Raw genomic sequence first — 26,282 nt, forward strand, 5'->3', positions numbered from 1 at the left:
AAAAAAGAGGGCATGGATGAATTCCCTCGGTAACTATTTCGCTGCGATGTTGATAACTATAGTAGTGAATGCGTAGCGGGCTTTTTTTGTAACATACAGTGCCACGCATGAAACGACCCGCATTATGCCCCAAGCAGGGCGGGCTTGTGATGGGGGGCAGGCCGGTAAACGTTATTTTTTATCGATTGGGCCTGCATCACTGTCGCAAGACCGGATATCCATGACAGACCGCAATTGTCGGGCTTTTAAATCGTCAAGCTGGTAAAGTGCCGCCCGATATTTATTGATGAGGATTGTCCCATGGCCACTAACCGCTCCCGCCGTCTGCGCAAAAAACTGTGTGTGGACGAGTTCCAGGAATTGGGTTTTGAACTGAACCTGGACTTCAAGCAAGAGCTGGATGACAAGGCAATTGATGCTTTCCTTGACGCTTTTCTGAAAGAAGCAATGGAAGCCAACGGTCTTGGTTATGTGGGCGGCGACGACTTCGGTCTGGTTTGCCTGAGCAAGCGTGGCTCGGTCAGCGAAGAACAGCGTGTTGCTGTCGAAGCCTGGCTCAAAGGCCGCAGTGAACTGACAGAAGTCACTGTCAGCCCGCTGATCGACGTCTGGTACCCGGAAAAAGAAATCAACCCGGCCGCCTGATGTAACGGGAGGCAGGCCAGCGCCTGCCTCTCTTGCTTTTCCCCCGCTTGTTCCCCTTCGCTAAATCGTCTTTGAAACGTCTTCAGTCAGGTTTCGCCTGCTGCAGAATCAGCGCGTCCTCAAGCTCGATCATCGCCAGCTCGACAACCTGCTGACAGGTATGGAACTGTTCATCCGGCGTGTCCGCTTCGCAGGCCTGCTCAAGTGCATCGCAGGCATCGACCACCCTTGAAGCGCTGATGATCCGTGCGGCACCTTTGATCCTGTGGGCCAGGTCGCGGGTTTTCCTGCGATTGTTTTCCGGTATCAGTCTGGCCAGCAACAGCCGGTCCTCGTGATTGCTTTGCAGTAGCTGCGCAAGCAGGCGTTCAACCATTTCCGGACGGTCACCGGTCAGGTTGCTGATGCTGTCGAGGCTGAACGGCAGAGGTGTGCGCGCCAGCGGCGAAACGGCTGTCAGCCGTTCGCTGAGCATCGAAAGGCTGATGGGTTTGAAGAGGCGGTCGTCCATGCCTGCTGCGCGGCAGCGCTCGATCTCGTCAGGCTGCGCATTGGCCGTGAAGCCCCAGACCGGACAGCGTGGCTGGCCGTCTGCGTCTTCAATCGCGCGGATTGCAGTGGTCATGTCATAGCCGTTCATGACCGGCATGTTGCAGTCGAGGACTTAACGATTATGTAAGTGGTTGATTTTATTGGCCATAAAATCCTCCCCAAAACTTCCCCAATATACCCCTAAAAAGAATTACGCCACGTCAATCCACTCAGACCCGCGACCATCCTTGTACATTTCTGTCATGGCTGCGTTGCGGTGCCCCAGCAGCTTCTGAGGATCACGGCCTTCTAACGCATGAAGCCGCGCTGCCAAAGATCGCATTTCATGGAAGCTGGGCGGGTTCGCACCCAGGTCAATGCCGAGAGCTGCCGCACCTTTATCCCTTGCCTCGGCGAACGCAAGCGTCAGGGTATTCAACTTTATTGGGTTGCCTGCTTTTGCGACGGCAACAGTTCGTGTGTGATGCACCAAGTGCTTCGACAGCACTCTGTCTCTGCATGATTTGATAACGCTTGAGAGATCGAGGCCGATTGCTTCAAGTCTGAGGCTGGTGCTGATCCGCAGTCGAGCGCCGGTTTTCGACTGGATGACATGCAGGAAACCGTCGTGCTCATCCTTGAATAGCATCGATCCGATATCGTCTCTGCGCTGCCCTGTGAGAAGTGCAAGCTCCATCGCCCGCTTTAGCCAGGGCCTGTCAGTCGCTGCGTGAGCGGCTTTCCAGAGTTCAAGACTTAGGCGTGCACGTTTCACTTTTGAACGTGCAGGCTTTGTCGCGTCGACTGGGTTCAGGTCACACCAACCAGCAGCAATGGCTTCGTTGAAGACATCCCGCAGCAGCGACCTATATGCTTTTGACATCGGCGCTTTCCCGGCCTTGGAGAACGTGGCGAGAAACGTCGCGATATCCATTGTCCGGATATTGCGTACGAACTTTTCGCCGAAAGCACTGTTCACGGTCTTGAGTCTGCTTTTCATGCTCCTGGTCGTTTGCGCGCTTAAGCCCCTTTCGGTGTAGATCAGTTCGTACTCGCCGAGCCAATCAGCGAATGTGCGGTCGTCCACTGCAACTGGCTCTGCGATTCGTTGCGCCAATGTCGGCTTCAGCACGTCTGCATGATTGGCGGCTACAGCTTCCATGATCGCTGCCGCCTTGTCCTTGCCCAAGCCGAACACTCTTCCGGTGGCCCCGCCTTCAAGGCTCATCAAACAGAAGTTAGGCAGTGCCCGACCTGTAAGGGCAGAACCGTGGTGAAAGGCGTTTTCCATGAATTGGCCTGCGTGCAGTGCAACGCTTCCGGTTGGGTGAACGCTGATACCCTCACCTGAACCGGTATCTAAAGTCGGCGTGATCGACTGGTCTCAGCTCATTACGAAAAAAATGAAAGATGCCGAGCAGGCGGCGCGCGAGCTTGCCCTTGCGAAGGCAGACCTTGCGGCACGCAACAGCGCCGCGGCTTTTCAGATCGCCCGCATTCAGGATCGTATTGAAACCCTGGGCTATGGCATCGAGGCAGGCGATGCAACCGAGGAGGAAGAAGAGGAAGCAGAAGCACTCGCGCCTGTCCTCAAGGCGTGGAAGGCCTACAAGTTCGCGCTGGGCAAGGTAACCGCACAGCCTACTTGGCATCAGGCCCCGGTCTGGCCCGTCGCGCCTGCAATTCCAGAGATCGCCGCAGCCCCGATGCTGGTGGAGGAACCACTGGCCTGACGTACACCTGCCACCGAACCCGCCATCGAGCGGGTATTTTTTTGCCTGGAGAAAACCGAATGTCCATCACAGCGCAGCAGCTGCTGCAGATCCTCCCGAACGCCGGCCAGAGAGCCGGCGTTTTTGTACCCGTCCTCAACACAGCGATGAGCAAGTACCAGATCGTGACCCCGCTGCGCATCGCGGCGTTCATCGCCCAGGTCGGTCATGAGTCCGGCCAGCTGCGTTACGTGCGCGAGCTGGGCGGTAGCGCCTACCTGTCGAAGTACGACACCGGCAAGCTGGCTGAGCGGCTTGGCAACACACCCGAGGCCGACGGCGACGGTCAGCTTTACCGTGGGCGGGGCCTGATCCAAGTGACGGGGCGTGCCAACTACGAGGAATGCGGCGAAGCGCTGGGCCTGGACCTGATCAACCATCCCGAATTGCTCGAGCTGCCGCAGCACGCCGCGATGTCGGCGGCATGGTTCTGGCACCGGGCCGGGCTCAACACGCTGGCAGACAAGGGCGATTTTCTGACCATCACCAAACGCATCAACGGCGGCACGAATGGCTTGGCTGAGGTCAGGTCCATGCAGGGGTTTGCTCAGGCAGCCGAGCAGGGGCAGGTCGCGCTGCGTGGCAAGCTGCTGCAGGTTTTCAAGCTGTACATCAGGCAGGCCGCTGAGAAGAATGGCCTGATGCAGCAAGCCTTGACGGGCTGCCTCGTCGATCAGGTCGAGGCCTGACATATCCGGCAGGCACTGATCGCACAGTAACAGCCCATAGGGCTCCGGACTGCGTTGCATGGCAGCCATCGCCTCTGCGGCGGTGAGTGCGGGAGTCAGTAGAAAATAGCCCTGATTGTTGAGCAGCACCTGAGTGGCGATCAGTTGAAACGGGTGATCTTCCACCAGGAGGATGCGCAGGCTGTGTGTGGACATGAGTTTTCCGGAAAGGCCCTGGCGAGACGTTCAGGCCTCGCAGACGGCGTGCGGACCGTTAGTATCGCAGGCGGATGGATGACGAGCCGGAGTGGCATTCGAAGTGGCTGTAATTATTGAGGGATGCAAGAAAAGCTGCGATAGGACTCGTCTGACATGCATGTAGGGCCTGTCTGAGTTTTGCGAGGCAATCAGGTCGGGAGTATCAGTTTTTTTGTGTTCGGGCTGGTTAGGGCCTGCCGTCAGGCAGGCCCTTGTTTTACCAGCTCGGTCTGGTAAATCGGTCTCCGTACAGGATCGCAAATTGATTCATTGCCACTTTCCAGTCGTGTGCCGCATGACCCCAGTTGGCGGTGATGTTGCGCAACCCAAGCCATATCAGTTTCGTCGCAGCCTCATCGGTCGGGAAGTGCCCTCGAGTCTTGATGATCTTGCGTAACTGGGCATTGATGCTCTCGATGGCATTGGTCGTGTAAACCACTTTGCGAATGCCCGCCGGAAAAACAAAAAACGGTATAACCCGATCCCAGGCGCGACGCCATGCAGCAACTACAGTCGGATACTGCTTGCCCCAGGGGCCCGCTTCAAAGGCGTTAAGCTCTTGCTCAGCCACATCGGCATTGATCGCCTGGTAGATCGGCTTGAGTGCTTTGGCCAGTGCCCGACGTTTATCCCAAGCGGCATAGTCCAAGCTGTTGCGGATCAGATGCACGATGCAGGTTTGCAGCGTCGTGGCAGGAAAAACCGCCCCCAACGCCTCCGGTATTCCTTTGAGGCCATCCGTGACGGCGATCAGAACATCTTCAACGCCACGAGTCTTGAGGTCGTTGAACACCTTCATCCAAAACTTGGCACCCTCGGTGCTCTCGATCCATATACCCAGAATGTCGCGCGTGCCATCAGGTAATCGAGGGCAACTCCCTCGCTGTTGCATTGGCGGACTTCTTTTTGGTCGGCATACATGCACCTCCAGCTACATGTTATGCCCGAACACAAAATTTCTGACAGTCTCATCAGGTCTGACCAGCGTTGTATCTGCATGCGCGCAGGTACTCGGCTGGCCTTATCAAGGCTAAATCTGTCCGGAGCGGCCAGTCATTTCCCGGGCCATCTCACTGGCATAGCTGTCGGTCATGCCGGCGATGAAGTCGATCATGCGCAGGAACGATGCATGCAGCGGTGCCTTGGGATCCGGCGCGCTGTTGCCCAGCAGGTCGAGGATACGTCGGTGCTTGAAGGAGGGCGTCCTGCCGCCAAACTGTTCGACCGCTGCACCGCAAAAGGCGTTTAAGAGGATTTCCAGTGTGGTGTAGGCGCCTATTTCATGCAGCGTTTTGCGCTTGTCCTGAAAGATTTTCTTGCGCGCCATGTCCTTGGCGTTCAGTACGCAGCGTTTGGCCGGGCCGTGCATGTGTTCCACTAGATCCCCGGGCAGCGTGCCCGCAAGCAGGGCGTCCTGTTGCTCGACGAATGCTCTGGCCGCTGCGTTGGTCAGGTGCTCGATGGCCTTGCCGCGCAGGATGGCCAGCTTGCGCCGCCGTGAGTCGCCAGGGCCCAGTTGCCGATAGGTTTCCGGAAGATCATCGCCGACCAGTCCAAGCAGAAGTGACTCCACTTCCGCGTAGTCCAGCAGGTCCATCTCCAGGCCGTCCTCCAGATCGATCAGTGCATAACAGATGTCGTCGGCGGCTTCCATCAGGTAAACCAGTGGATGGCGCGCCCAGCGTTGTTCCTCAAGCTGCGGCAAACCCAGCTTGCCAGCGATCTGCTCAAGGATTGGCAGTTCACTCTGATAGCAGCCGAACTTGTGCTTCTTGTAGCCCAGCGAGTCTGCGTGGCGAGCGGTCCACGGGTATTTGAGGTAAGTGCCCAGTGTGGCGTAGGTCAGACGGGTACCGCCGTCGAACTGGTGGTACTCCAACTGCGTCAGCACCCGAAAGCCCTGGGCATTGCCCTCGAAATTGAGAAAGTCATTGCGCTCTGTCTCGCTCATCGCGTCGAGCCAGCCACGTCCGGCAGCCTGATTGAACCAGTTGCGAATTGCGTCTTCGCCAGAATGGCCGAACGGAGGGTTGCCAATGTCATGTGCCAGGCAGGCGGATTGTACAACCATGCCCAGGTCGCTTGGGTCGCACCAGTCGGGCAGCGCAGCGCGCAGGGTTTCGCCAACGCGCATGCCCAGTGAGCGGCCGACGCAGCTGACTTCCAGCGAGTGAGTCAGGCGGGTATGAATATGGTCGTTGCTGGACACCGGATGGACTTGCGTCTTACGTCCCAGACGGCGAAACGCACCGGAAAAGATGATCCGGTCATGGTCCTTGTGAAACGGACTGCGCCCTAATTCTTCGGGGCTGTGCAGTGTCTTGCCAAGTCGTTCGCGGTTAAGCAGGGTTTGCCAATCCAAGGCGTTCACTCCGTCAGTAATGTTGGCCGTAGCTTCCCGGTTCGGCACGCCTGCCGCAAGGCCTGACGCGCGGACAGACAGAAACAGGGTGTGTTAAAAAGCAAATGCCCGCCCCGGAGCACCGGAGCAGGCATTTGTCACAAGGCTCGAATCACGCAAAAGGTCCGGCGTAATCAGAGCCTGCGGTTGCGGTTGCGGTTCTGGATGGCGCGACTCTGCATGGCGACCTTGATCAGTGGCGTCAGCGTGATGCCGAGCTTCAACAGGCGACCCAGCAGACTGGTGCGTCCGGTCTTGGCACGTTTGCCGCTCAGAAACCCCAGCAGGGCGACCGAGCCCACTCCCCAGAGTGGCGCGTGGCGAAAGCCGAGCGCGCTTTTCCAGTCATGGCGGATCCCGCGAAAGCGTTGCAACGGCTGCAGCAGTTGCGTCGACTCATGACGAATTTCCTGACGGTGCATCTCCATGCGCAGGCGGATCAACGCCTTGCGCAGTTCTCGACGGGTATTGCTCTGGTGCGACTTGGGTTCACTCATGGCATCAATCGCTCGCGGTCGTTGGCCAGCTCTTCAAGGGTTGCGTGGAATGGCGACGACTCATCGAAAATCGCTGCCTTGAGGCGCAGCCCGCAGAAGATGGCGGCCAGCAGGTAGAACGTGCAAAGGCCGACGATACCGGCCAGGCGATAGCTGTCCCACAGAACGATCAGCAACAAGGCCGAGAGCCCAGTGAGCAGCAACAGGCCGAAAACCAGCGCCAGTCCCGCGAACAGCAGCAGGCTGACGGTATGTGCCTTCTGCTCCTGCAATTCGATGCCGAACAGCTCGACGTGCGTGTGCAGCAGGCCAAGGAAAGCAGCGCCAAGACGCCGCGGTGAAGAGCCCGGAGTTCCCTCGGGCGGTGCTGATTCCGTTCCCAGAGTCATGATGTTAGCGCCTTGTAGCCAGCAGACCGATCAGAAAGCCGACACCTGCGGCGATACCGACTGACTGCCAGGGGTTGTTCTGAACGTAATCTTCGGTAGCGATCACAGCAGCCTCACCGCGCTCACGAAGCGAATCTTCAGTGGTCTTCAGTGTTTCCTTGGCACGCAGCAGGCTTTCGCGGATCTGGGCGCGCAGTTCATCGGCCTGATCACCAGCGAGAGAGGCGGTATGCGCCAGCAATTTCTCAGTGTCGGCAACCAGTACCTGGAAGTCGGCTCTCAGGATTTCCTGAGCATTCTGTGCAGTTTGGCGGGCCATGATGTTCTCCGTTTGGTGGGCGTGTGAATGTTTCGAGTACAGGTGATTCCTGAAGGTTCACTTCGATTGCCGTCTGGTGTTCGATCAGGCTGCGTGCTGCCGCTGCACTTACTCCAAAAGTATCTGTCAGGAAAAACCGCGACGTGTTGAAGATTGGGGTTCCGTATTTCTGGCCATTGGCTATGCTCCACACGCGTGATCACGTACATGGCGCGCGATATGAGAGCTGAATGGAGAGAGGCATGGAGCGGCTGTATTCCCTGCAGGGGCTCAGGGGCATGGCTGTCCTGGGTGTGGTGTTGTTTCACATGATGTCGGTAGAGAGCAAGTTTTCCGGTGGCGATATCCTTCTGCCGCCGATGCTCGATTTTTTTCAGTTGGGTGTCGATCTGTTCTTTGTCATCAGCGGTTTCGTGATGGTGATCGTCAGTCGTGGCCGTTTCCAGAGCGGGGTCGAGGCCCGGCGCTTTCTGTTCAACAGGGTTTCGCGGATCTACCCCACGTACTGGCTGTACTTTTTCATTACGCTGGCGGTGTACCTGGTGCAGCCGGGCATGGTCAACAGCGGGCATGGGGCGTCCAACTTGATTATGTCGTTCCTGCTGCTGCCCAACGATAAAGTGCTGCTGGTGATGGTGGCCTGGTCGCTGCTGTTCGAACTGTGGTTCTACGTCGTGTACTCCGGCTTTCTGTTGTTTCGTGAACGCAGCGTGCCGCTTCTGCTCGGCGGCTGGGCGCTGATCATCATCGTGTTCAACGTGCTGGCCGACTGGCAGGACTATTCGCCCGCACTGAAGATCATCCTGCATCCCTACGCCCTTGAATTCATTCTCGGCGCAGCGCTGGCGTTGTTCTTTTATGGTCGGCACAGCGCGCGCGTGCCAACCGCTGCCGTCCTTGCCTCGCTGGGAGGTGCGCTGCTGCTGGGCGTGCCCCTGATCGGTTACTTCCGGTTATACGACAGTCAGGGCTTGCTGCGCATGCTCATGGTCGGCGGTACTTTCGGCCTGCTGGTACTGACCCTTGCCCTGCTCGAACGACGTCGACAACTGGCTGTGCCAGGGTTTTTGGTCGCTGTGGGCGACATGTCCTACACGATCTATCTGTCTCATCTGCTGGTGTTGGGGGTGATCGGGCGGGTGTGGAGCCTGGTCGGTGCCTGGCCCGAAAGTTATCTGGACAACCTGTTTTTCGCGCTGCTGATGATGGCGGCAACGGTGTGTTACGGCTGGGTCGGTTACCGTTGTTTCGAGAAACCGGTACTGGACCGCGCCAACGCGTTCAGCAAGACGCATTTCCGGGTGTCGACGTGATCGCGGGGTGCGCCTAGAATAATTTTCGGTTGTAGAGGATTTGCCGAGGATCAATTCATGCCGCCCGAATGCCAGCTGTTCAGTACCCTGGGCTGCCCGCTGTGCGAGGTTGCCGAAGCGGTTTTACTGCCGTTCGCCATCGAGCACGGCTTACTGGTTGAGCTGGTCGACATCTGCGAGGATGAACAACTGTTCGAGCGTTACGAGTTGCGCGTCCCTGTGTTGCGTCGAGTCGACACCGGGGATGAGCTGGACTGGCCATTTGACGCGCCTCAGGTAGCTTCGTTTTTGAGTCGTTGAGCGGCATTGTCGTAGAGCTGCATTCTTCTTTATCCCCCGGACCCGACGCGCATTGAATATTGATACCCGCATCAAATTTCGCCATCTGGTGTGCTTTCTCGAGGTGGCTCGGCAGGGCAGCCTGGCGCGTGCCTCCGATGTACTGGCAATCAGTCAGCCCGCGCTGTCGAAAAGTCTCAAGGAGCTGGAAACACTGCTGGCCACCACCTTGTTTGTGCGCAGCAAGAGCGGTGCGGCGCTGACCGAGGCGGGGGTGGCATTCATGCGTTTCGCCGGGCCGAGCGTCCAGGCCCTGCGTGAAGGTGTCAGTAGCCTGCGCTCGGGTGAACATGAAACTGTTACCGCACGGTTGGGCGTGCTGTCCACGGCTGAAAGCCTGTTGGTTCCGGAGGTGGTCCATCGTCTGCACGAGCGCCACCCCGCGTTGATCGTCAGCGTGATGACCGGCCCCAGTGCCTACCTGCTGTCGCAACTGAGGGTAGGGGAGCTGGACCTCGTGGTCGGGCGCATGACTGACAGCCCGCAGATTCAGGGGCTGACGTTCGAGCATCTGTACAACGAGTCGATGACGCTGGTGGTGCGCAACGATCACCCGTTACTGACGGCGCCGCTCAAGCCTGAAAGTCTGGAGCAGTTCCCGCTGGTGTTGCCGCTGGCTGGCACCACCATCCGCAAGTTTGCCGACAGTCTTTTCGTACAGTGCGGTATCCGCATGCCGCGTCAGCGCCTTGAAACCCTCTCGCTCACCCTGAGCCGCCGCTATGTGCAGTGCAGCGATGCAATCTGGATAGCACCGCTGGATGCCGTATTACTGGAGTTGAAAGGCGGCACGCTGGTGGAGCTGGGCATGGGTATTCGCGAGCCGGGCGGATCGGTCGGCCTGTGCAGCAACCCGGCCCTGCCGCTGACACGCGCGGCGCAATGGTGTGTGGATGAACTGCGAGGCGTCGGAGAGACCTACCGGAAAGCGCAGTATGCATAACCATTTGGTTATGGATAACCGGTTTTATTTCAATTTTCTATAAGCATGGATCACGCGACACTTCGCCGCAGCCTGTAGCGCAAGTGATCGACGCCTGCGCCCATAAGAAAAACAAGGAGAACGCCATGTCTGCCGCGGACAATAGCCGCTTCGTCATTCGTGACCGAAACTGGCACCCCAAAGCCCTGACACCTGATTACAAGACCTCGATCCTGCGCTCACCGCGCCAGGCGCTGGTCAGTATCCCGCAATCCATTTCCGAAACCACGGGCCCGGATTTCTCGCATTTGAAGTTTGGTCAGCACGACAACGATCTGCTGCTCAACTTCAACAACGGCGGGCTGCCCATCGGTGAGCGCATCCTGCTGGCTGGCCGGGTCTGTGATCAATACGGCAAGCCGATTCCGCATACCTTGGTGGAGATCTGGCAAGCCAATGCCGGCGGGCGTTATCGCCACAAACGCGATGCCTATCTGGCACCCATCGACCCCAACTTTGGCGGTGTAGGGCGAGCGCTGACCGACAGCGAAGGCAATTACAGCTTCCGCACCGTCAAGCCAGGCCCTTACCCGTGGCGCAACGGCCCTAACGACTGGCGTCCGGCGCATATTCATGTGTCGATCAGCGGCCCGTCGATTACCACCCGCCTGGTCACCCAGCTGTATTTCGAAGGCGATCCGTTGATTCTTATCTGCCCGATTGTCAAGGCCATCGCCAACCCGGACGCCGTGCAGAGCCTTATTGCCAGGCTCGATCTGGGGATGGGTAATCCAATGGATTGCCTGGCGTACCGCTTTGACATCGTGTTGCGCGGCCAGCGCAAGACACACTTCGAAAACTGCTGAGGAGGCCCGACATGCCCGTTCAATTACTGCAGGAAACCCCTTCGCAAACCGCTGGCCCGTACGTGCACATCGGTCTGGCACCGCAAGTGGCCGGCAATCCGACCCGCGAGCTGGAAATCTGGAACGAGATGGCCAGGCCCGACGCGCCGGGCGAGCACATCGTGCTGCTGGGCAATGTCTTCGACGGCAACGGTCATCTGATCCGCGATGCGTATCTGGAATTCTGGCAGGCCGACCATCAAGGCGCGTATCACAGCGAATTCGACCCGGAGCGGCCGTTCAACGGCTTCGGCCGCACGGCGACCACTGACGACGGCCAATGGATTCTGAAGACCATCAAGCCAGGCTCGGCACATAATGCGGCCGGGGTGCCGATGGCTGCGCACATCAACGTTTCGCTGTTTGCCCGTGGTATCAATATTCATCTGCAGACGCGGCTGTATTTCGACGACGAAGCGCAGGCCAATGCTCAGGACCCGGTGCTCAATCTGATCGAGCAGCCGCCGCGTCGCGAAACGCTGGTCGCGCGCCGCTGCACGCATGATGGGCAAACGGCCTATCGTTTTGATATCCGCGTGCAGGGTGAAGGCGAAACGGTGTTTTTCGATTTCTGAATCGGTTGTCGATTTGCGTATCAGTGTGCGTGCGTTCCCGGCGCCTGCATCGGCAGGCGACCTTATAAAAATAAAAGGACATCTCCATGACGCTTTCCGCCAGCCAGCCTGTGCCGGGTACGCTCGACGTTCAGGCCTTCATCAATGCGCAACCGCTGTCCGGGTATCAGTGGCGGGTGGTTGCGCTGTGTTTTCTGATCGTGTTTCTCGATGGCCTCGATACCGCCGCAATGGGCTTCATTGCACCAGCGCTCAGCCAGGACTGGGGCATCGACCGGGCCAGCCTGGGCCCGGTGATGAGCGCTGCGCTGATCGGCATGGTGTTCGGCGCGCTGGGTTCCGGCCCGCTGGCCGACCGGTTCGGGCGCAAGGTCGTGCTGGTGTTTGCGGTGTTTCTGTTCGGTCTGTTCAGCCTGGCGTCTGCCTACAGCAGCAACATTGATCAACTGCTGGTATTACGCCTTCTGACCGGGCTGGGGCTCGGTGCAGCGATGCCCAATGCCACCACGTTGTTGTCGGAATACACGCCCGAGCGGCTCAAGTCGCTGCTGGTGACCAGCATGTTCTGTGGTTTCAATCTGGGCATGGCGTGCGGTGGGTTTGTGTCGGCCAAACTGATCCCGAGCATGGGCTGGCACAGCCTGCTGATGCTGGGCGGTATTCTGCCGTTGATACTGGCGGTGGTACTGATGGTCTGGCTGCCGGAATCAGCGCGGTTTCTGGTGGTGCGCAATCGCGGTGCGGAGCGTATTCGCAAAGTGCTGGCACCGATTGCGCCGAATGCGTTGGCTGGCATCACCGATTTCAGCGTTCCCGAGCAGAAAACGGTCAGTAGCCGCAACGTGCTGAAAGTGATTTTCTCCGGTACATACAGCGCTGGCACGCTGTTGCTGTGGCTGACGTATTTCATGGGTCTGGTTATCGTCTACCTGTTGACCAGCTGGCTGCCGACGTTGATGCGCGACAGTGGCGCGAGCATGGAGCAATCGGCGTTCATCGGTGCGCTGTTCCAGTTCGGCGGGGTGCTGAGTGCAGTGGGGGTCGGCTGGGCAATGGATCGTTACAATCCGCATAAGGTCATTGGTCTGGCCTATGCGCTGGCGGGTGTGTTCGCCTGGCTGGTCGGGCAGAGTCTGGGCAATGTCGCCTTGTTGGCCACGCTGGTGCTGCTGGCCGGTATGTGCATCAACGGCGCACAGTCGGCAATGCCTTCACTGGCAGCGCGTTTCTATCCCACCCAGGGGCGTGCCACTGGCGTGTCGTGGATGCTCGGGATCGGCCGCTTCGGCGCGATTCTCGGCGCCTGGGCCGGTGCCACACTGCTGGGCCTGGGCTGGAGCTTCGAACAGGTGCTGACGGCGCTGGTGGTCCCGGCTGCCCTGGCCGCGATAGCTGTGCTGATCAAGGGCTGGGTCAGTCATTCGGACGCTACCTGAAACCTTTCAATCTGGAGTGGTGATGTGAACAGAGTGAGCAATCAACTTTTCGATGCCTACTTCATGCAACCCGAAATGCGCGAGATCTTTTCGGATGAAGGCCGGGTACAGGGCATGCTCGATTTCGAGGCTGCGCTGGCTCGGGCACAGGCACGCGTCGGCCTGATCCCGCCGGAGGTGGTCGCCGACATCGAGCTGAGCTGCGACGCACGGCTGTTCGATTTCGACGCGCTGGCAATTGCCATCGGCAGTGCCGGCAATTCGGCGATTCCGCTGGTCAAGGCGCTGGGCAAACAGATAGCCGCGCGCAGTGCTGAGGCCGAGCGCTATGTGCATATGGGCGCAACCAGCCAGGATGTAATGGACAGCGGGCTGATTCTGCAACTGCGTCGAGCGATCGTGCTGCTTGAGCGTGATCTCACCCTACTGGCCGACGCGATGGCTGAGCAGGCACAGCGTCATGCTGGCACGCCGCTGGCTGGACGCACCTGGCTGCAGCAGGCCACGCCGGTTACCCTGGGGATGAAAATCGCCGGCTGGCTGGGCGCGGTGACTCGCCATCGACAGCGCTTGAACGAGATCAAACCGCGCCTGTTGTGCCTGCAATTCGGCGGTGCTTCCGGCAGCCTCGCGGCGCTGGGCGACCAGGCCTTTTCGGTGGCCGAAGCGCTGGCCGGTGAATTGCAACTGGAGTTGCCCGAGCAGCCCTGGCACACCCAGCGCGACCGACTTGTGGAGTTTGCCGGTCTGCTGGGCCTGATCGCCGGCAGCCTCGGCAAACTGGGGCGCGACGTGAGCTTGCTGATGCAGACCGAAGTGGGCGAGGTCTTCGAGCCCTCGGCACCGGGCAAGGGCGGGTCTTCGACTATGCCGCACAAGCGCAACCCGGTTGGCGCTGCGGTCATGATCAGCACAGCCACCCGCGCACCGGGGCTGGTCGCCACGATGCTGGCCGCCATGCCGCAGGAGCACGAGCGCAGTCTGGGCCTGTGGCATGCCGAGTGGGAGACTTTGCCGGAGCTGTGCTGTCTGGTTTCCGGTTCGCTGCAGCAAGCGTTGCAGGTGCTACCCGGTCTGCAGGTCGATGCCGAGCGTATGGCGAGCAATCTGCAATCCACCAAAGGGCTGGTGCTCGCCGAGGCAGTGAGCATTGCGCTGGCTCAGCGCATCGGCCGCGATGCTGCCCACCATCTGGTAGAACAGTGCTGCCGTCGTGCGGTAGAGCAGGGCGCGCATTTGCGTCAGGTACTTGGCGAAACCCCGCAAGTCAGTGAGCAGTTTTCTTCCGACGAGCTGGATCGTCTGCTTGATCCGGCCCATTACCTTGGCCAGGCCCGACAATGGGTCGAGCGTGCCGTGGCTGAACACACAAGGATTTCCCGATGACCGAAGACGAACGTTACGAAGCTGGCATGCAGGTGCGCCGTGCAGTGCTGGGCGATACGCATGTCGACAACAGCCTGAGCAAACTGACGCCGTTCAATGAAGAATTCCAGGAGATGATTACCCGTCACGCCTGGGGTGATATCTGGACACGTCCAGGGTTGCCGCGCCACACGCGCAGCCTGATCACCATTGCGATGCTGATCGGCATGAATCGCGAGGGCGAATTGCGCCTGCACCTGAAGGCCGCAAAAAACAATGGCGTGACCCGTGAGGAAATCAAGGAAGTGCTGATGCAGAGCGCGATCTACTGCGGCATTCCGGCGGCCAATGCGACGTTCCACCTGGCCGAAGCGGTATGGGATGAAATGGGTGTGGAGTCGTTGAAGGAGGATTGAAAAGTCGCATAACAAGGAGTGCTGCAGCGAAATGTCATGCCTTACCCGCGTTCACTGCCCATAAATGAAAGCGCTGTTTTATCACGAAGTCGGGCCTCAATCTCACTGACTCGCAGAACCAGCGCGTGGCGCGTAGCGTCACAAAGAGGACGCAGAGCGTCCAGAACTGCATGCCGACGCGGAGCGTCGGCACGATAGTCAGTTAGATTTCTGTATAACGATGAGTGATCAACCGTGGCGGCGTTTTTGTTTTTAGAGCAGCGACAGCGGGTAGCTGACAATCAGACGGTTTTCGTCGAACTGGTTGGTGTTGTAGTCACGCCGCATGGTGGAGTTGCGCCATTTGAGCGACAGGCTTTTGAACGCGCCGCTCTGGAACACGTACGCCAGCTCGGTTTCCCGTGCCCACTCTTCGCCGTCGGTGATGGTGCCGGTATGCACGTTGTCGCCGCTGATGTAGCGGTTCATCAGGGTCAGGCCGGGCACGCCCAAGGCTGCGAAGTCATAGTCGTGACGCAACTGCCAGGATTTCTCCCTGGCGTTGTCGAAGCTGGAGTTGTAACTGTCGTTGGCCAACGTCCCGCCACTGGTACCGTTGACGCGCATCCAGGCGCTGTCGCCGCTGACTTTCTGCAGGCCCACATAAAAGGTGTTGCCGCCGTGCCGCGCCGAAAGCAGCGCTGACCAGGTCTTGTTGTCCAGATCACCGGCCAGCGACTGGCCGTCGTCTTTGCCTTGGAAGTAGCCAAGGTTGGCACCCAGCGTCCAGCTGCCCAACGGCTGGCTGTGCAGCAGGTTGAAATATTGCTGGTGGTAGATGTCTTCAAGCTCGGCGTACCACACGCCGACCTGGGTGCGCTTTTCGTTGAACACGTACTCGCCGCCGCCGAAGTTGAAACGGTCTGAGGTGAACGCTGAGCGGCCGTTCAAGGACATGTCTTCCATGCTGGCGTCGTTGCGCGGGCTGTTGCCGCGGAACTGGCCGCCGTACAGGGTCAGCCCGTCGATCTCTTTGGAAGTGATTTGCCCGCCCTGAAAGGTTTGCGGCAGCGAGCGCCCATCATCTGAACGCAGGATCGGCAACACGGGCATCCACTCGCCGACCTTCAATTCGGTCTTCGAGAAGCGCGCCTTGCCCGCCACGGCCAGTCGCCCGAAGTCGTCGGCCGGGCGTCCATCGCTGTGGATCGGCAGCAATTGCGTGCCGCCCGTTCCCTTGCCGCCGTCTAGCTTGAGCGAGTAAAGGCCCAGCGCATCCACACCAAAGCCAACGGTGCCTTGGGTGAAGCCGGAGCGGGCATCGAGGATGAAGTTCTGCGTCCACTCCTCGGCGTAGTTCTGCGCATTGGCCGGGTCGACGAAGTTGCGGTTGATATAGAAGTTGCGTAGGTTCAGATTGACCTTGGCGTCTTCGACGAACCCGGCAGCATTGCCGCTGATGGGTGTCAGGTTTGCAGCAATGGCCGCAGACAGACCGCAAAGGAGTTTGCAGGAGGAATTGGCGCGCATGGAACAGACCTTTTTTGTAGTTATTGAGTCGTGTAGCTGGTTACGATAGTGAAAGGCCGGAAGGTGCCGTGCAATTGTGAAATAACTGTTTCGGGCGATAATCGAACGTTAATGAACCGGTTCGAACATTTTGTGGAGGGCGTTGCAAACGTGTGTGCGATGCTCACTGGTCTGTAGATACGGGTCTGTAAACATAGGCGGCGTGCTCTGGCGTTTTCGGCCACGGCGTCCGGCTGCTGAAACTTGAACAAGGAAGCGCGATGAGCACTGCCAGCACGCCTTTGTCCGGCGTCAACCAACCACTGAAAGGGATTGGTTTCATTCTTCTGGCGACTTTTCTGTTCGCCAGTCACGACACACTCTCCAAGTACCTGTCCGGCTTCTATCCGATCATTCTGGTGGTCTGGGCGCGCTACGTGGTGCACACGCTGCTCATGGCCTGCATCTTCATGCCATCGGCGGGGTTGCGCGTGCTGCGTACCAAGCGTCCCGGCTTGCAGGCATTGCGTGCGCTGGCGCTGTTGGGCACCAGTCTGCTGTTTACCAGCAGCCTGATGTTCATCCCGCAGGCAGAGGCGACCGCGGTCAACTTTCTTGCGCCGTTGCTGGTCACGGCACTGTCGGTGCCGCTGTTGCATGAGCGTGTGACGCGCGGGCAATGGGTTGCGGTGGTTGTCGGGTTTATCGGGGTGATGATCATCATTCATCCGGGGGGCGAGCTGTTTACCCCGGCGATTCTGCTGCCGCTGTCGTCAGCCTTGTGTTTTGCGCTGTATCTACTCCTGACGCGGCTGGTCAGCCCGTTTGACAGCCCGACCACCAGCAACTTTTTTGCCGGGCTGTTCAATACCCTGTTGATGAGCGCGCTGGTGCCGTTCTTCTGGGAAGTGCCTGCGCTTAAACATCTGCCGTTTCTGCTGGCGCTGGGGGCATGTGGTATGTCGGCCCACTTGCTGCTGACCCAGGCCTTCCGCTTCGCCGCCCCGGCAATGCTCGCACCGTTCAGCTATTGCCAGATCGTGTTTGCCGGGCTGCTGGGTTTCGTGGTGTTCGACCACATGCCATCACCGACCGCACAGGCCGGTATCGCCATCATCTGCCTCAGCGGCCTGGCGGCGGCTTGGCAACAGCGGCGCAAGGGTGGGTGATGAGCTGTTCCTTCGCACGAATACACAAATCTGACTGACTATCGTGCCAATGCTCCGCGTTGGTACGCAGTTCGTGACGCTCCGCGTCACATCTGTACCGCAGCACAACGTAGTGTCTTGCGCGCAATCACTTTACATAGATAAAGCGCTTTTTTATCGCGGTGGCACTGACGACGCAGAGTGCGACGTTAGTGACGGCTGAGTCCTGGCACTGATCCGGGGGATGCGAGGCAGGACGCCGAGCAAGCCGCACCGGGCCAAGGATGGCCCGTTGCGGCGGCCCCCGGATCAGTGACAGGGCGAAGGGACCCGACGAAGTCGGGCCGGAAACAGGAGCAAGGGGATTTGCCTACTTTGGCCCCATCAAAGTAGGTCGCCGAGGGGCGAAAAGGTGACCTGAATCGACCCCCAATCCACCTGAAACCACAGAATCGCCGTGTGACGCGGAGCGTCACGAACTGCATTCCCACGCGGAGCGTGAGGAACGAGCGGCGTCTGGGATAACTAAGTGAGTCGCGGAGGGGCGAAAAGGCGACCTTAGTCGAACCTAAATCCACCTGAGGTCGCAGACCCACGAGAGGCGTCCGGGAGAGCACTTTTCGTCACTCTGCGCAAAGCGTGGGGACGATAGCAAAAAGGCCCGGTCACTGAGTGAGCCGGGCCTTTGTGATGGTGTCAGACGATTACTCGCTGAGCGTCGGAACCTTGCGCGGAGCCATGAAGTACATCCAGATCAGCGCGATGAAGTACATCGCCGGAATCATGGTGAACAGCACGTTGTAGTTATTATTGGTGGCGGTCAGCACCGCACCGACAATCTGGGTCATGAACATACCGCCAATGGCCGCACACATGCCGCCGAAGCCGAACACCGTACTCATCATGTGCTTGGGCGTGTAGTCCATCACCAGGCTCCAGATGTTTGCGGTCCAGGCCTGATGCGCACCCACGGCAAGCGAGATGGCCAGTACCGCCACCCACAGGCCGCTGGCGTTGGCGGCGAATACCACGCTGCAGATAGTGATGGCAAAGATCAGCATCGACAGCAGACGCGCAGTGGTCGCACGCATGCCGCGCCCGATCAGCCAGGAGGACAGAATGCCGCCACCCACGCTGCCGAAGTCAGCGGTCAGCCAGATCAGGATCAGCGGGATGCCCATCTGCGTCACGCTGATACCCAGGTTGTATTGCTGATTGAGAAACGGCGGCAACCAGTACAGGTAGAACCAGAACACCGGCGCAGTAATCGCGTAAGCCAGCGCGAACGCCCACGTGCCGCGCATCTTCAGAATGCCGGTGAAGGGCACCTTGACCGGCGCAGGTTCGACTTCCTGATTAATATAATCCAGCTCGGCCTTGCTGACGGTCGGATGCTCTTCGGGGTTGTAGTACTTCAGGCGCCACATGATGACCCAGATCAGCCCCAGTGAACCCATCGCTATAAAGGCCGCCTGCCAGCCCCAGACGGTAAGGATCAGCGGCAGCAGCGCCGGGGTCAGCATTGCGCCGACGTTGGTGCCAGCGTTGAAAATACCAGTCGCCACGGCACGTTCACCTGCCGGGAACCACAGACGCGTGGTCTTTACACAGGCCGGGTAGTTGGCAGCCTCGGTCAGGCCGAGAATGAACCGGCAGACCATGAAGCCCACAGCGGAAGTTGCAAGGCCATGAGCGCCGGTCGCCAGGCTCCACAGCAGCACCGCGAGGAAGAACGCGCGCTTGACGCCGACCTTGTCGATAAAGCGGCCTTGCAGCACGAAGCCCACCGCGTAACCGACCTGAAACCAGAAGTTGATGTTGGCGTAGTCCATCGCCGTCCAGCTCATTTCCTTGGCGAGGATTGGCTGCATGACGCCAAGCGCCGCTCGGTCGATGTAGTTCAGCGTGGTGGCGAAGAACACCAGGGCGAGCATGCCCCAGCGCGTCTTGCCCACGGCGAGTGCGCCGCGAATCTTTTCGCCCATCCCGGCACGGGCGGCCTGGGCGACAGGGTTGGTCTGGGTGTTAAGCATGATGTTCTAACCATCCGTTCCAGGACTGTGCTGCTGGCAACAGTCGGACTGAGAAGTCGACTCGATGCAGGCGTTGTGCAGGTAAAGTGAAGTCGTAGAACCGTGATTCGACTGGCCTGTTGACTCAGGCTTTCATCGAGACGATCCGTCGGGCCGACAATTTACAGGTTGGGCCGCGCAAGTGTGTTGGAATGTTTCAGGCGACGCAGATCCGCGCGGGGCTTTTGGCCGGACGAGTTCGTTGAACCTGACGTCTGGTGAGACGGACGGGCGAGCGGGCGAGCAAAGCGAGAAGGGTGCACATGAGCAATGTTCCTGTTTTTTGAATTGTTATGGGTTGCTGCTGATGAAGCAAAAGATCAAAACGTTTGACTGCGGGTCTACCCTGCAATGTGATGCTGATGTTGAGCATTGCGTGGTACAGCGTCAATTGAGTAAAACGGCTTTTGTTCGATAATCGAACGTAAAACTAACCGGTTCGTACACTTTATGTTGCTGTAGTATTTTGACAGGCAAATACTTTACTCGCACCTCTGAATAAGGCCGGGAAAGGCCAGGAATGCGGTGCTGTCCAGTCGCGACCGAAACAGGTCGCGCTCATCCAGGAGCTGAAAAGCATGCAGCGTTCAATTGCTACCGTATCCTTGAGCGGTACTCTGCCCGAAAAGCTCGAAGCCATCGCCGCAGCCGGCTTTGACGGCGTCGAAATTTTCGAAAACGACTTGTTGTATTACGACGGTAGCCCACGCAACGTCAGGCAGATATGTGCCGATCTTGGGATCGCCATCACCCTGTTCCAGCCGTTCCGGGATTTTGAAGGCTGCCGCCGTGATCGTCTGCAGCGCAATGTCGACCGTGCCGAACGCAAATTCGATCTGATGCAGGAACTGGGCACCGATCTGGTGCTGGTCTGCAGCAATGCGTCTGCCGATTCGGTGGGCGACGAAAATATTCTGCTGGATGACCTGAGCCTGCTGGCCGAGCGGGCCGGTGCCCGTAACCTGCGCGTCGGTTATGAAGCGCTGGCCTGGGGCAAGCATGTGAACACCTGGCAACAGGTCTGGAACCTGGTGCGTCAGGTTGATCATCCTGCTCTGGGTGTGTTGCTCGACAGCTTCCATACCTTGTCACTCAAGGGCGACCCGAGCGCGATTGCGCAAATCCCGGGTGACAAGATCTTCTTTGTGCAAATGGCCGACGCGCCGATTCTGGCCATGGATGTGCTGGAGTGGAGCCGCCATTTCCGCTGCTTCCCCGGTCAGGGCGAGTTTGATCTTGCCGGTTTCCTCGCGCCGATCCTGCGCAGCGGTTACACCGGCCCATTGTCGCTGGAAGTGTTCAACGACGGTTTCCGTGCCGCCCCGACTCGCGCCAACGCGGCGGACGGCTTGCGTTCGCTGCTTTATCTGGAAGAAAAAACCCGCCAGTTGATGGCGCGTGACGAGCCAGCCGCTGTTCCTGAAATACTTTTCAACCCGCCCGCTGCCAGCACTTACAACGGCGTCGAGTTTCTGGAATTTGCGGTCGATGAGAGCCACGGCGCGCGCCTCTCGGGCTGGCTGCAACGGCTGGGCTTTGCCAGGCTGGGTCAGCATCGCTCCAAGGCGGTCAGTCTGTTGGGGCAGGGTGATATCAAGATTGTGCTCAATGCCGAACCCTATTCTTTTGCCCATAGCTTTTTCGAGGCCCACGGGCCGTCGTTGTGCGCCACCGCCTTGCGCGTCGATGACGGCCATCAGTCGCTGGAGCGTGCGCGGGCCTTCAAAGGCCAGCCGTATCGCGGGCTGGTCGGCCCCAATGAGCGGGAGATTCCTTCAGTCCGCGCGCCCGACGGTAGCCTGATCTATCTGGTTGATAGCGCTGCGCCCGGAGAATCGATTTACGACAGCGATTTTGTCGTCGACCCGCAAGCGGTTGCCAAGGGTGGTTTGCAGCGTATCGACCACATGGCCATGGCGCTGCCTGCCGACAGCCTGGACAGCTGGGTACTGTTCTACAAAAGCATCCTGGATTTCGAGGCCGATGACGAAGTGGTGCTGCCCGACCCCTACGGTCTGGTGAAAAGTCGTGCCCTGCGCAGTCGTTGCAGTACCGTGCGCCTGCCGCTGAACATTTCCGAGAATCGCAACACGGCCATTTCCCACGCGCTGTCGAGTTATCGCGGCTCTGGGGTGCATCACATTGCGTTCTCCTGTGAAGACATCTTTGCCGAGGTCAGCCGCGCCAAGGAAGCGGGGGTGCCGTTGCTGGATATCCCGCTCAATTACTACGACGACCTGGCAGCCCGCTTCGATTTCGATGAAGAGTTTCTCAGCGAACTGGCTTATTACAACGTGCTCTATGACCGCGATGCGCAGGGCGGCGAGCTGTTCCACGTCTACACGGACGCCTTCGACGGGCGCTTCTTCTTCGAGATCCTGCAACGCAAGAATGGCTACGTGGGCTATGGCGCGGCCAACGTGCCGGTGCGTCTGGCGGCGATGGCCAAGGCGCGCAATGTGGCAGCGCGTCAGGCGCGGCTGTAACGCAAGACTGACTGCAGAGCTGCTGCGAGGGTGCGAATGCCTCGCAGCTTCCCTCTGCCTGCGGTCAGCTTCATACTTCGCGCATTACCCGTGGTCATGAGCCAACAATGAAAAAAATCGACTCCGCCGTTGCCGTTGAACCTGCCGCTACTGCGCCCAAGGGCCGCAAGAACAACCCGGAAAAAACCCGCGAAGATATTCTTCAGGCTGCTGTCGCCGAATTCGTTGCCCACGGTCTTACAGGCGCGCGCGTCGATGCCATCGCCGAGCGAACTAAAACCTCGAAACGGATGATCTATTACTACTTCGGCAGCAAGGAGCAGCTGTATGTCGAAGTGCTGGAAAAACTCTACGGTGCGATTCGCAACACCGAGAGCGAGTTGAACCTGAGTGAGCTGGAGCCTGTCAAGGCGATTCATCGCGTGGTTGAATTCACCTTCGATCACCATGACAGCAACGTCGATTTCGTGCGTATCGTATGCATCGAAAACATTCATTACGGCGAGAACGTCAAACAGTCCGATTCGATCCAGGCCAAAAGCCAGAATATCATCAGGGCGCTCGATGGCATCCTGCGACGCGGCGAGGCCAGTGGCTTGTTCCGCGATGGTGTTCATCCGGTGGACCTGCACCTGATGATCAGTTCGTTCTGCTTCTACCGGATCTCCAACCGCCATACCTTCAGCGAAATTTTCCAGATCGAGCTGTGGAGCGAGGAGGTCAAACAGCGTCACAAGGCGATGATTTGCGACGCTGTGCTGCGTTATCTCAAGCGCTGAGGTTTACAGCGTATGGAAGTGCGCCATCATCCGTTCTGCATCGGCTGACTGGCCACTGAATAACTCAAATGCCTTGACTGCCTGAAACACCGCCATGGTGCTGCCATCCAGCGTGCGGCAGCCCAGCGCACGGGCATGCTTGAGCAGTTCGGTTTCCAGCGGGAAGTAGATGATTTCCGCAACCCACAGCTCAGGGCGCAGCAACTCGACCGGCAACGGCGTGCCCGGCAGTTTGGCCATGCCGACCGGCGTGGTATTGACCAGGCCGTCGGCTTCGGCCATAGCGGCAGGCAAATCGATACCCACCTTTGCCCGTCCGGCACCGAAATGCTCGTTGAGGTTGTCCACCAGCCCTTGCGCGCGTTGCGGCTCGACTTCGAATACTGTCAGGCATTCGACGCCAGCGCTCAATAACGCATGAGCCACGGCAGCGCCTGCGCCACCTGCGCCCATTTGCACCACCTGCTGACGTGGAGCCTTGTCCAGGCCGCGCTGGAAGCCTTCGGCAAAACCCAGGCAGTCAGTGTTGTGACCGATACGCTTGCCGCCCTTGAACACCACGGTATTCACTGCGCCGATACCGCGGGCTTCGGCGGACAGTTCGTCCAGTAAGGGGATAACCGCCTGCTTGCACGGAAAGGTGATGTTCAGGCCGGTGAAGCCACAGTTTTGTGCGCTTTCGATAAGCTGGGGCAGGGCGCTGATATCCAGTTGCAGGGCGTCGATATCGATCAGCCGATACAAGTAGCGCAGGCCCTGGGCGTCGCCTTCGTGCTCGTGCATGGCGGGCGTTCGCGAGGCCTGAATGCCCGAGCCGATCAGGCCGGCAAGAACGGATTTTTTTTCAGCATGGGTCATAGAATACGTCTCTTGTTTTTGTGCCACTGCCCGGTCCAGAGCAGGTGTTGAGCGGAATGTACCAGATGGTTAATAGTGCCGCAGGTGGCAGGCGATTGCCATGCAGCGATATTGTGCGGTGATCGCCCTAATCAGTGATAATCCACGGCCAGCCGCTTCAGATCAGCCAGAGTTCACGCCGCACATGCCCGATTCCGTTTTCAGCGCCGCACAGCAACAAGCCAGCACGTTGTACCTGCCGCCAGGCGCGTGGGCCACAGTGCTCGATTGCCTGTGCGCGAAATTCACCGCCATCAGCCGCGAACAATGGCTGGACCGTATTGCCCGCGGACGGGTGCTGGACGAAAACGGCAAGGCCATCGCGCCTGACCTTGCGTACCGCGAGGGCCTGCGCATTCACTATTTCCGTGAGGTGCCCAACGAAACGCCGATCCCGGTGTTTGAAACGATTCTGTACGCCGACGAGCATCTGGTGGTGGCGGACAAACCGCACTTTTTGCCGGTGACACCCGCAGGTGAGTACGTCGAGCAGACGTTGCTGCGCCGTCTGATCCATCGCCTGGGCAACCCCGATCTGGTGCCGCTGCACCGTATCGACCGGCACACCGCCGGGCTGGTGCTGTTTTCCGCCAACCGGCAGACGCGCTCGGCTTATCAGGCGCTGTTTCCCACCCGGCAGATCGACAAGTTCTACGAAGCCATTGCGCCAGCGTTGCCGGGGCTGGAGTTTCCACGTTTGCACGAAAGCCGTCTGGTCGAAGGCGAACCATTCTTTCGCATGCAGGAAGGAGCAGGTGCGAGCAATACCCGGACGCAGATCGAGGTGCTCGAACGGCAGGATCAATTGTGGCGGTACGGGCTTTATCCGGTGACCGGCAAGAAACATCAACTACGCGTGCACATGGCGGCACTGGGCGCGGGCATCTGCAACGACCCGTTCTACCCGGACGTGGTAAAGAACCCTGTCGACGATTATCAAAACCCTCTGAAGCTGCTGGCCAAGGGCTTGCGCTTCATCGACCCGCTCAGCGGTAAACAGCGTCAGTTCGAGAGCCTGCTTGAACTCGACTGGTAAGCGGTAAAGCCGGGCTGACGGCCAAAAAAAAACCCGCACTCGGCGGGTTTTTTCAAATCAGTCACACGACGCCCGGATCACAGATCCTTGACGGTACGTACCTGATCCTTGTTGATGCGGGTCTGCTTGCCGTCGAGTTGCTTGAACTCGTAGAAGCCCGATTCTTCATCGTACTTTGGCGTATCGACAGCCTGGATTTCACGACCATCGTTCAAGGTGATCACAGTGGGCGATGCGCAGCCGGCGAGGGAGGCAATGCTCAATGCAAGCAGGAAGGCAGCGGGAAGGGTCCGTTGTTTCATTACTGTGTCTCCAGATGGATTCTTGATTTACTGAACTCTCAGACGGATACACCGTCGGCAAAGTTCCGTATACACCGTCAGCAAGTTCAATAGCCAGTCACTTGCCACAGTTTTCGCTGATCCCGGTCAACAGACAGGGAGTATTCAGGTTGGCCAGGCGTGGATCGCCAGCTTCCAGTTGCAGGGCGACTGGTTGCAGCGGTTCCAGGGCCCGTCTCGGGCTGCGTTCGCCGGCCTGCCATGCGGCTTCCAGCGTTGCGGCGTGAGCGATTGGGATCATACATAAAAGCGGCTGCCAGTGCTGGCCTTCACGCACCATTATTGGTCGCTCCGGGCATTCAACAGCCTTTTCGCGCAACGCTTGCAGCAACGGTTCATCGACCAAAGGTACGTCGCAGGGCAGAACCAGCAACCACTTATGCCGGGCAAGTGGCAGGGCGGCGCGAATTCCGGCCAGAGGACCGTTGAAATCGGCATCGTCGTCCTGCACCAGTTGATCGGCGTAATGCGCATAGCGCTCGATGTTGCGGTTGCAGGAAATGATCAGGTCGTCGGTCAGCGGCCGGGTCAGCCGGTGCAGGTGCTCGATCAGCGCCTTGCCCTGCCACTCGATCAGGCCCTTGTCACGCCCGCCCATGCGCTGCCCGCGACCTCCGGCCAGGAGCAGAATAGAGCAGGGAGGCAGTGCGGCAGGGACATTCATCAAACACTCGGCGGGCAGTCAAAAGGAGTGCTGTGATATAACACCGGCCTGTTTCCTTAACAACTGGATGAGGCCATGAAAGCTAAGGCTGACACACCTTTCGTACCCCTGAATATCGCCGTGCTGACCGTCAGCGATACCCGCACCCGTGAAACCGATACCTCGGGCCAAATGTTCGTCGACCGCCTGACCGATGCCGGTCATGGCCTGATCGAGCGCGTGCTGCTCAAGGATGACCTGTACAAAATCCGCGCTCAGGTAGCGACCTGGATTGCCGACGATCAGGTGCAGGTCGTGCTGATCACCGGCGGCACCGGCTTTACCGGTCGCGACAGCACGCCTGAAGCCGTGGCGTGTTTGCTCGACAAGCAGGTCGATGGTTTCGGTGAACTGTTCCGGCAGATTTCGGTGCCGGATATCGGCACCTCGACCATTCAGTCCCGTGCGTTGGCGGGCCTGTCCAATGGCACCCTGGTGTGCTGCCTGCCGGGATCCACCAATGCGGTACGCACGGCGTGGGACGGAATTCTCGCCCAGCAACTGGATTCGCGCTTCCGGCCCTGCAACTTCGTGCCGCACCTCAAGCAGGCCGAGCCCTGTGCGACTCGTGGTTGAGTGCT

Annotated in this window: 25 protein-coding genes and 4 pseudogenes; 16 read left to right on the top strand and 13 right to left on the bottom strand. The window is 59.1% G+C overall.

From position 1 onward, the window contains the following. The first annotated feature begins 300 nt into the window (after nt 1–300). A complete protein-coding gene (locus tag FFH21_RS11050) occupies nt 301–645 on the top strand; it encodes a YggL family protein (RefSeq protein ID WP_005732557.1) in 345 nt (114 codons plus the stop codon). 82 nt (nt 646–727) lie between these two features. Here the strand turns inward: FFH21_RS11050 and FFH21_RS11055 are convergent. Together FFH21_RS11055 and FFH21_RS11060 are read right to left on the bottom strand one after the other, a co-directional pair. Further along, nucleotides 728–1,309 (bottom strand): annotated as a pseudogene (locus tag FFH21_RS11055) (Hpt domain-containing protein); the annotation flags it as partial. Between the two features lie 78 nt (nt 1,310–1,387). Beyond that, nucleotides 1,388–2,467 carry a tyrosine-type recombinase/integrase gene (locus tag FFH21_RS11060; protein WP_230383578.1) on the bottom strand — a complete coding sequence of 360 codons (1,080 nt, stop codon included), beginning with the start codon at nt 2,465–2,467 and terminating at the stop codon, nt 1,388–1,390. 112 nt (nt 2,468–2,579) lie between these two features. Between FFH21_RS11060 and FFH21_RS11070 the strand changes: the two genes are divergently transcribed. Continuing rightward, the gene (locus tag FFH21_RS11070; RefSeq protein WP_050772289.1) at nt 2,580–2,909 is read left to right on the top strand and encodes a hypothetical protein; all 330 of its coding nucleotides are present in this window, start codon (nt 2,580–2,582) and stop codon (nt 2,907–2,909) included. 59 nt (nt 2,910–2,968) lie between these two features. After that, nucleotides 2,969–3,496: pseudogene (locus FFH21_RS11075) on the top strand (glycoside hydrolase family 19 protein); the annotation flags it as partial. On the opposite strand, the pseudogene FFH21_RS11080 reads toward FFH21_RS11075, so the two are convergent. The 6 genes and pseudogenes from FFH21_RS11080 to FFH21_RS11110 form a co-directional block, all read right to left on the bottom strand. Then, nucleotides 3,458–3,832, bottom strand: a pseudogene (locus tag FFH21_RS11080) (response regulator); the annotation flags it as partial. The pseudogenes FFH21_RS11075 and FFH21_RS11080 sit on opposite strands and share 39 nt — an antisense overlap. A gap of 259 nt (nt 3,833–4,091) precedes the next feature. Beyond that, nucleotides 4,092–4,739: pseudogene (locus tag FFH21_RS11090) on the bottom strand (IS256-like element ISPsy17 family transposase); the annotation flags it as partial. Nucleotides 4,740–4,904: 165 nt separating this feature from the next. Next, complete coding sequence (locus FFH21_RS11095) at nt 4,905–6,236, bottom strand: deoxyguanosinetriphosphate triphosphohydrolase (protein ID WP_004661594.1); 1,332 nt, start codon at nt 6,234–6,236, stop codon at nt 4,905–4,907. 173 nt (nt 6,237–6,409) lie between these two features. Further along, nucleotides 6,410–6,772: a hypothetical protein gene (locus tag FFH21_RS11100; protein ID WP_011168375.1), complete on the bottom strand. Its 363-nt coding sequence runs from the start codon at nt 6,770–6,772 to the stop codon at nt 6,410–6,412. Further along, entirely contained in the window at nt 6,769–7,161 is a 393-nt protein-coding gene (locus tag FFH21_RS11105; RefSeq protein WP_011168376.1) for a phage holin family protein, read from the bottom strand. The genes FFH21_RS11100 and FFH21_RS11105 overlap by 4 nt, the downstream gene beginning before the upstream one ends. 4 nt (nt 7,162–7,165) lie before the next feature. Further along, on the bottom strand, nt 7,166–7,480 hold the full coding sequence (locus FFH21_RS11110; protein WP_002553118.1) for a YqjD family protein: 315 nt from the start codon (nt 7,478–7,480) through the stop codon (nt 7,166–7,168). Nucleotides 7,481–7,722: 242 nt separating this feature from the next. Between FFH21_RS11110 and FFH21_RS11115 the strand changes: the two genes are divergently transcribed. The 8 genes from FFH21_RS11115 to pcaC all read left to right on the top strand — a co-directional run bounded on the left by FFH21_RS11115 (nt 7,723) and on the right by pcaC (nt 14,751). Beyond that, a complete protein-coding gene (locus FFH21_RS11115) occupies nt 7,723–8,793 on the top strand; it encodes an acyltransferase (RefSeq protein ID WP_004661601.1) in 1,071 nt (356 codons plus the stop codon). Between the two features lie 57 nt (nt 8,794–8,850). After that, a complete protein-coding gene (locus FFH21_RS11120) occupies nt 8,851–9,093 on the top strand; it encodes a glutaredoxin family protein (protein ID WP_005732565.1) in 243 nt (80 codons plus the stop codon). Nucleotides 9,094–9,145: 52 nt separating this feature from the next. Further along, the gene (gene pcaQ, locus FFH21_RS11125; RefSeq protein WP_011168378.1) at nt 9,146–10,075 is read left to right on the top strand and encodes a pca operon transcription factor PcaQ; all 930 of its coding nucleotides are present in this window, start codon (nt 9,146–9,148) and stop codon (nt 10,073–10,075) included. A gap of 125 nt (nt 10,076–10,200) precedes the next feature. Beyond that, nucleotides 10,201–10,920: a protocatechuate 3,4-dioxygenase subunit beta gene (gene pcaH, locus FFH21_RS11130; RefSeq protein ID WP_011168379.1), complete on the top strand. Its 720-nt coding sequence runs from the start codon at nt 10,201–10,203 to the stop codon at nt 10,918–10,920. 11 nt (nt 10,921–10,931) lie between these two features. After that, nucleotides 10,932–11,534 carry a protocatechuate 3,4-dioxygenase subunit alpha gene (gene pcaG, locus FFH21_RS11135; RefSeq protein ID WP_004665140.1) on the top strand — a complete coding sequence of 201 codons (603 nt, stop codon included), beginning with the start codon at nt 10,932–10,934 and terminating at the stop codon, nt 11,532–11,534. 86 nt (nt 11,535–11,620) lie between these two features. Next, entirely contained in the window at nt 11,621–12,970 is a 1,350-nt protein-coding gene (locus tag FFH21_RS11140) for an MFS transporter (RefSeq protein ID WP_011168380.1), read from the top strand. A 24-nt stretch (nt 12,971–12,994) separates the two neighbouring features. Beyond that, nucleotides 12,995–14,356, top strand: coding sequence for a 3-carboxy-cis,cis-muconate cycloisomerase (locus FFH21_RS11145; RefSeq protein ID WP_004665141.1), 1,362 nt, complete (start codon nt 12,995–12,997; stop codon nt 14,354–14,356). Continuing rightward, entirely contained in the window at nt 14,353–14,751 is a 399-nt protein-coding gene (gene pcaC / locus FFH21_RS11150) for a 4-carboxymuconolactone decarboxylase (protein ID WP_004665142.1), read from the top strand. The genes FFH21_RS11145 and pcaC overlap by 4 nt, the downstream gene beginning before the upstream one ends. Nucleotides 14,752–15,003: 252 nt before the next feature. Here the strand turns inward: pcaC and FFH21_RS11155 are convergent, their stop codons facing one another. Next, the gene (locus FFH21_RS11155) at nt 15,004–16,260 is read right to left on the bottom strand and encodes an OprD family porin (RefSeq protein ID WP_004665143.1); all 1,257 of its coding nucleotides are present in this window, start codon (nt 16,258–16,260) and stop codon (nt 15,004–15,006) included. A gap of 260 nt (nt 16,261–16,520) precedes the next feature. On the opposite strand from FFH21_RS11155, the gene FFH21_RS11160 reads away from it, so the two are divergent. Continuing rightward, nucleotides 16,521–17,408 carry a DMT family transporter gene (locus FFH21_RS11160; RefSeq protein ID WP_004665144.1) on the top strand — a complete coding sequence of 296 codons (888 nt, stop codon included), beginning with the start codon at nt 16,521–16,523 and terminating at the stop codon, nt 17,406–17,408. A 683-nt stretch (nt 17,409–18,091) separates the two neighbouring features. Here FFH21_RS11160 and FFH21_RS11170 read toward each other — a convergent pair. Beyond that, nucleotides 18,092–19,420 carry an MFS transporter gene (locus FFH21_RS11170; protein ID WP_005732573.1) on the bottom strand — a complete coding sequence of 443 codons (1,329 nt, stop codon included), beginning with the start codon at nt 19,418–19,420 and terminating at the stop codon, nt 18,092–18,094. A 617-nt stretch (nt 19,421–20,037) separates the two neighbouring features. Here FFH21_RS11170 and quiC point away from each other — a divergent pair. Then, complete coding sequence (gene quiC / locus FFH21_RS11175; protein ID WP_011168382.1) at nt 20,038–21,945, top strand: 3-dehydroshikimate dehydratase QuiC; 1,908 nt, start codon at nt 20,038–20,040, stop codon at nt 21,943–21,945. Between the two features lie 107 nt (nt 21,946–22,052). After that, the gene (locus FFH21_RS11180; protein WP_011168383.1) at nt 22,053–22,724 is read left to right on the top strand and encodes a TetR/AcrR family transcriptional regulator; all 672 of its coding nucleotides are present in this window, start codon (nt 22,053–22,055) and stop codon (nt 22,722–22,724) included. Between the two features lie 3 nt (nt 22,725–22,727). Here the strand turns inward: FFH21_RS11180 and FFH21_RS11185 are convergent, their stop codons facing one another. Beyond that, nucleotides 22,728–23,582 (bottom strand): shikimate dehydrogenase, encoded by an 855-nt coding sequence (locus tag FFH21_RS11185; RefSeq protein ID WP_004665147.1) that lies wholly within the window; start codon nt 23,580–23,582, stop codon nt 22,728–22,730. A 184-nt stretch (nt 23,583–23,766) separates the two neighbouring features. Here FFH21_RS11185 and FFH21_RS11190 point away from each other — a divergent pair, with 184 nt between their 5' ends. After that, on the top strand, nt 23,767–24,657 hold the full coding sequence (locus FFH21_RS11190; protein WP_011168384.1) for a pseudouridine synthase: 891 nt from the start codon (nt 23,767–23,769) through the stop codon (nt 24,655–24,657). Between the two features lie 77 nt (nt 24,658–24,734). Here FFH21_RS11190 and FFH21_RS11195 read toward each other — a convergent pair whose 3' ends face one another. Both FFH21_RS11195 and mobA read right to left on the bottom strand, forming a co-directional pair. Beyond that, nucleotides 24,735–24,959: a YgdI/YgdR family lipoprotein gene (locus FFH21_RS11195; RefSeq protein ID WP_002553129.1), complete on the bottom strand. Its 225-nt coding sequence runs from the start codon at nt 24,957–24,959 to the stop codon at nt 24,735–24,737. 97 nt (nt 24,960–25,056) lie between these two features. Next, nucleotides 25,057–25,662, bottom strand: coding sequence for a molybdenum cofactor guanylyltransferase MobA (gene mobA, locus FFH21_RS11200; protein ID WP_005753525.1), 606 nt, complete (start codon nt 25,660–25,662; stop codon nt 25,057–25,059). A 75-nt stretch (nt 25,663–25,737) separates the two neighbouring features. On the opposite strand from mobA, the gene moaB reads away from it, so the two are divergent. After that, the gene (gene moaB / locus FFH21_RS11205) at nt 25,738–26,277 is read left to right on the top strand and encodes a molybdenum cofactor biosynthesis protein B (protein WP_002553131.1); all 540 of its coding nucleotides are present in this window, start codon (nt 25,738–25,740) and stop codon (nt 26,275–26,277) included. The last annotated feature ends 5 nt before the right edge of the window (nt 26,278–26,282 follow it).

The sequence above is a fragment of the Pseudomonas sp. KBS0707 genome (assembly GCF_005937945.2).
Taxonomy (GTDB): domain Bacteria; phylum Pseudomonadota; class Gammaproteobacteria; order Pseudomonadales; family Pseudomonadaceae; genus Aquipseudomonas; species Aquipseudomonas amygdali.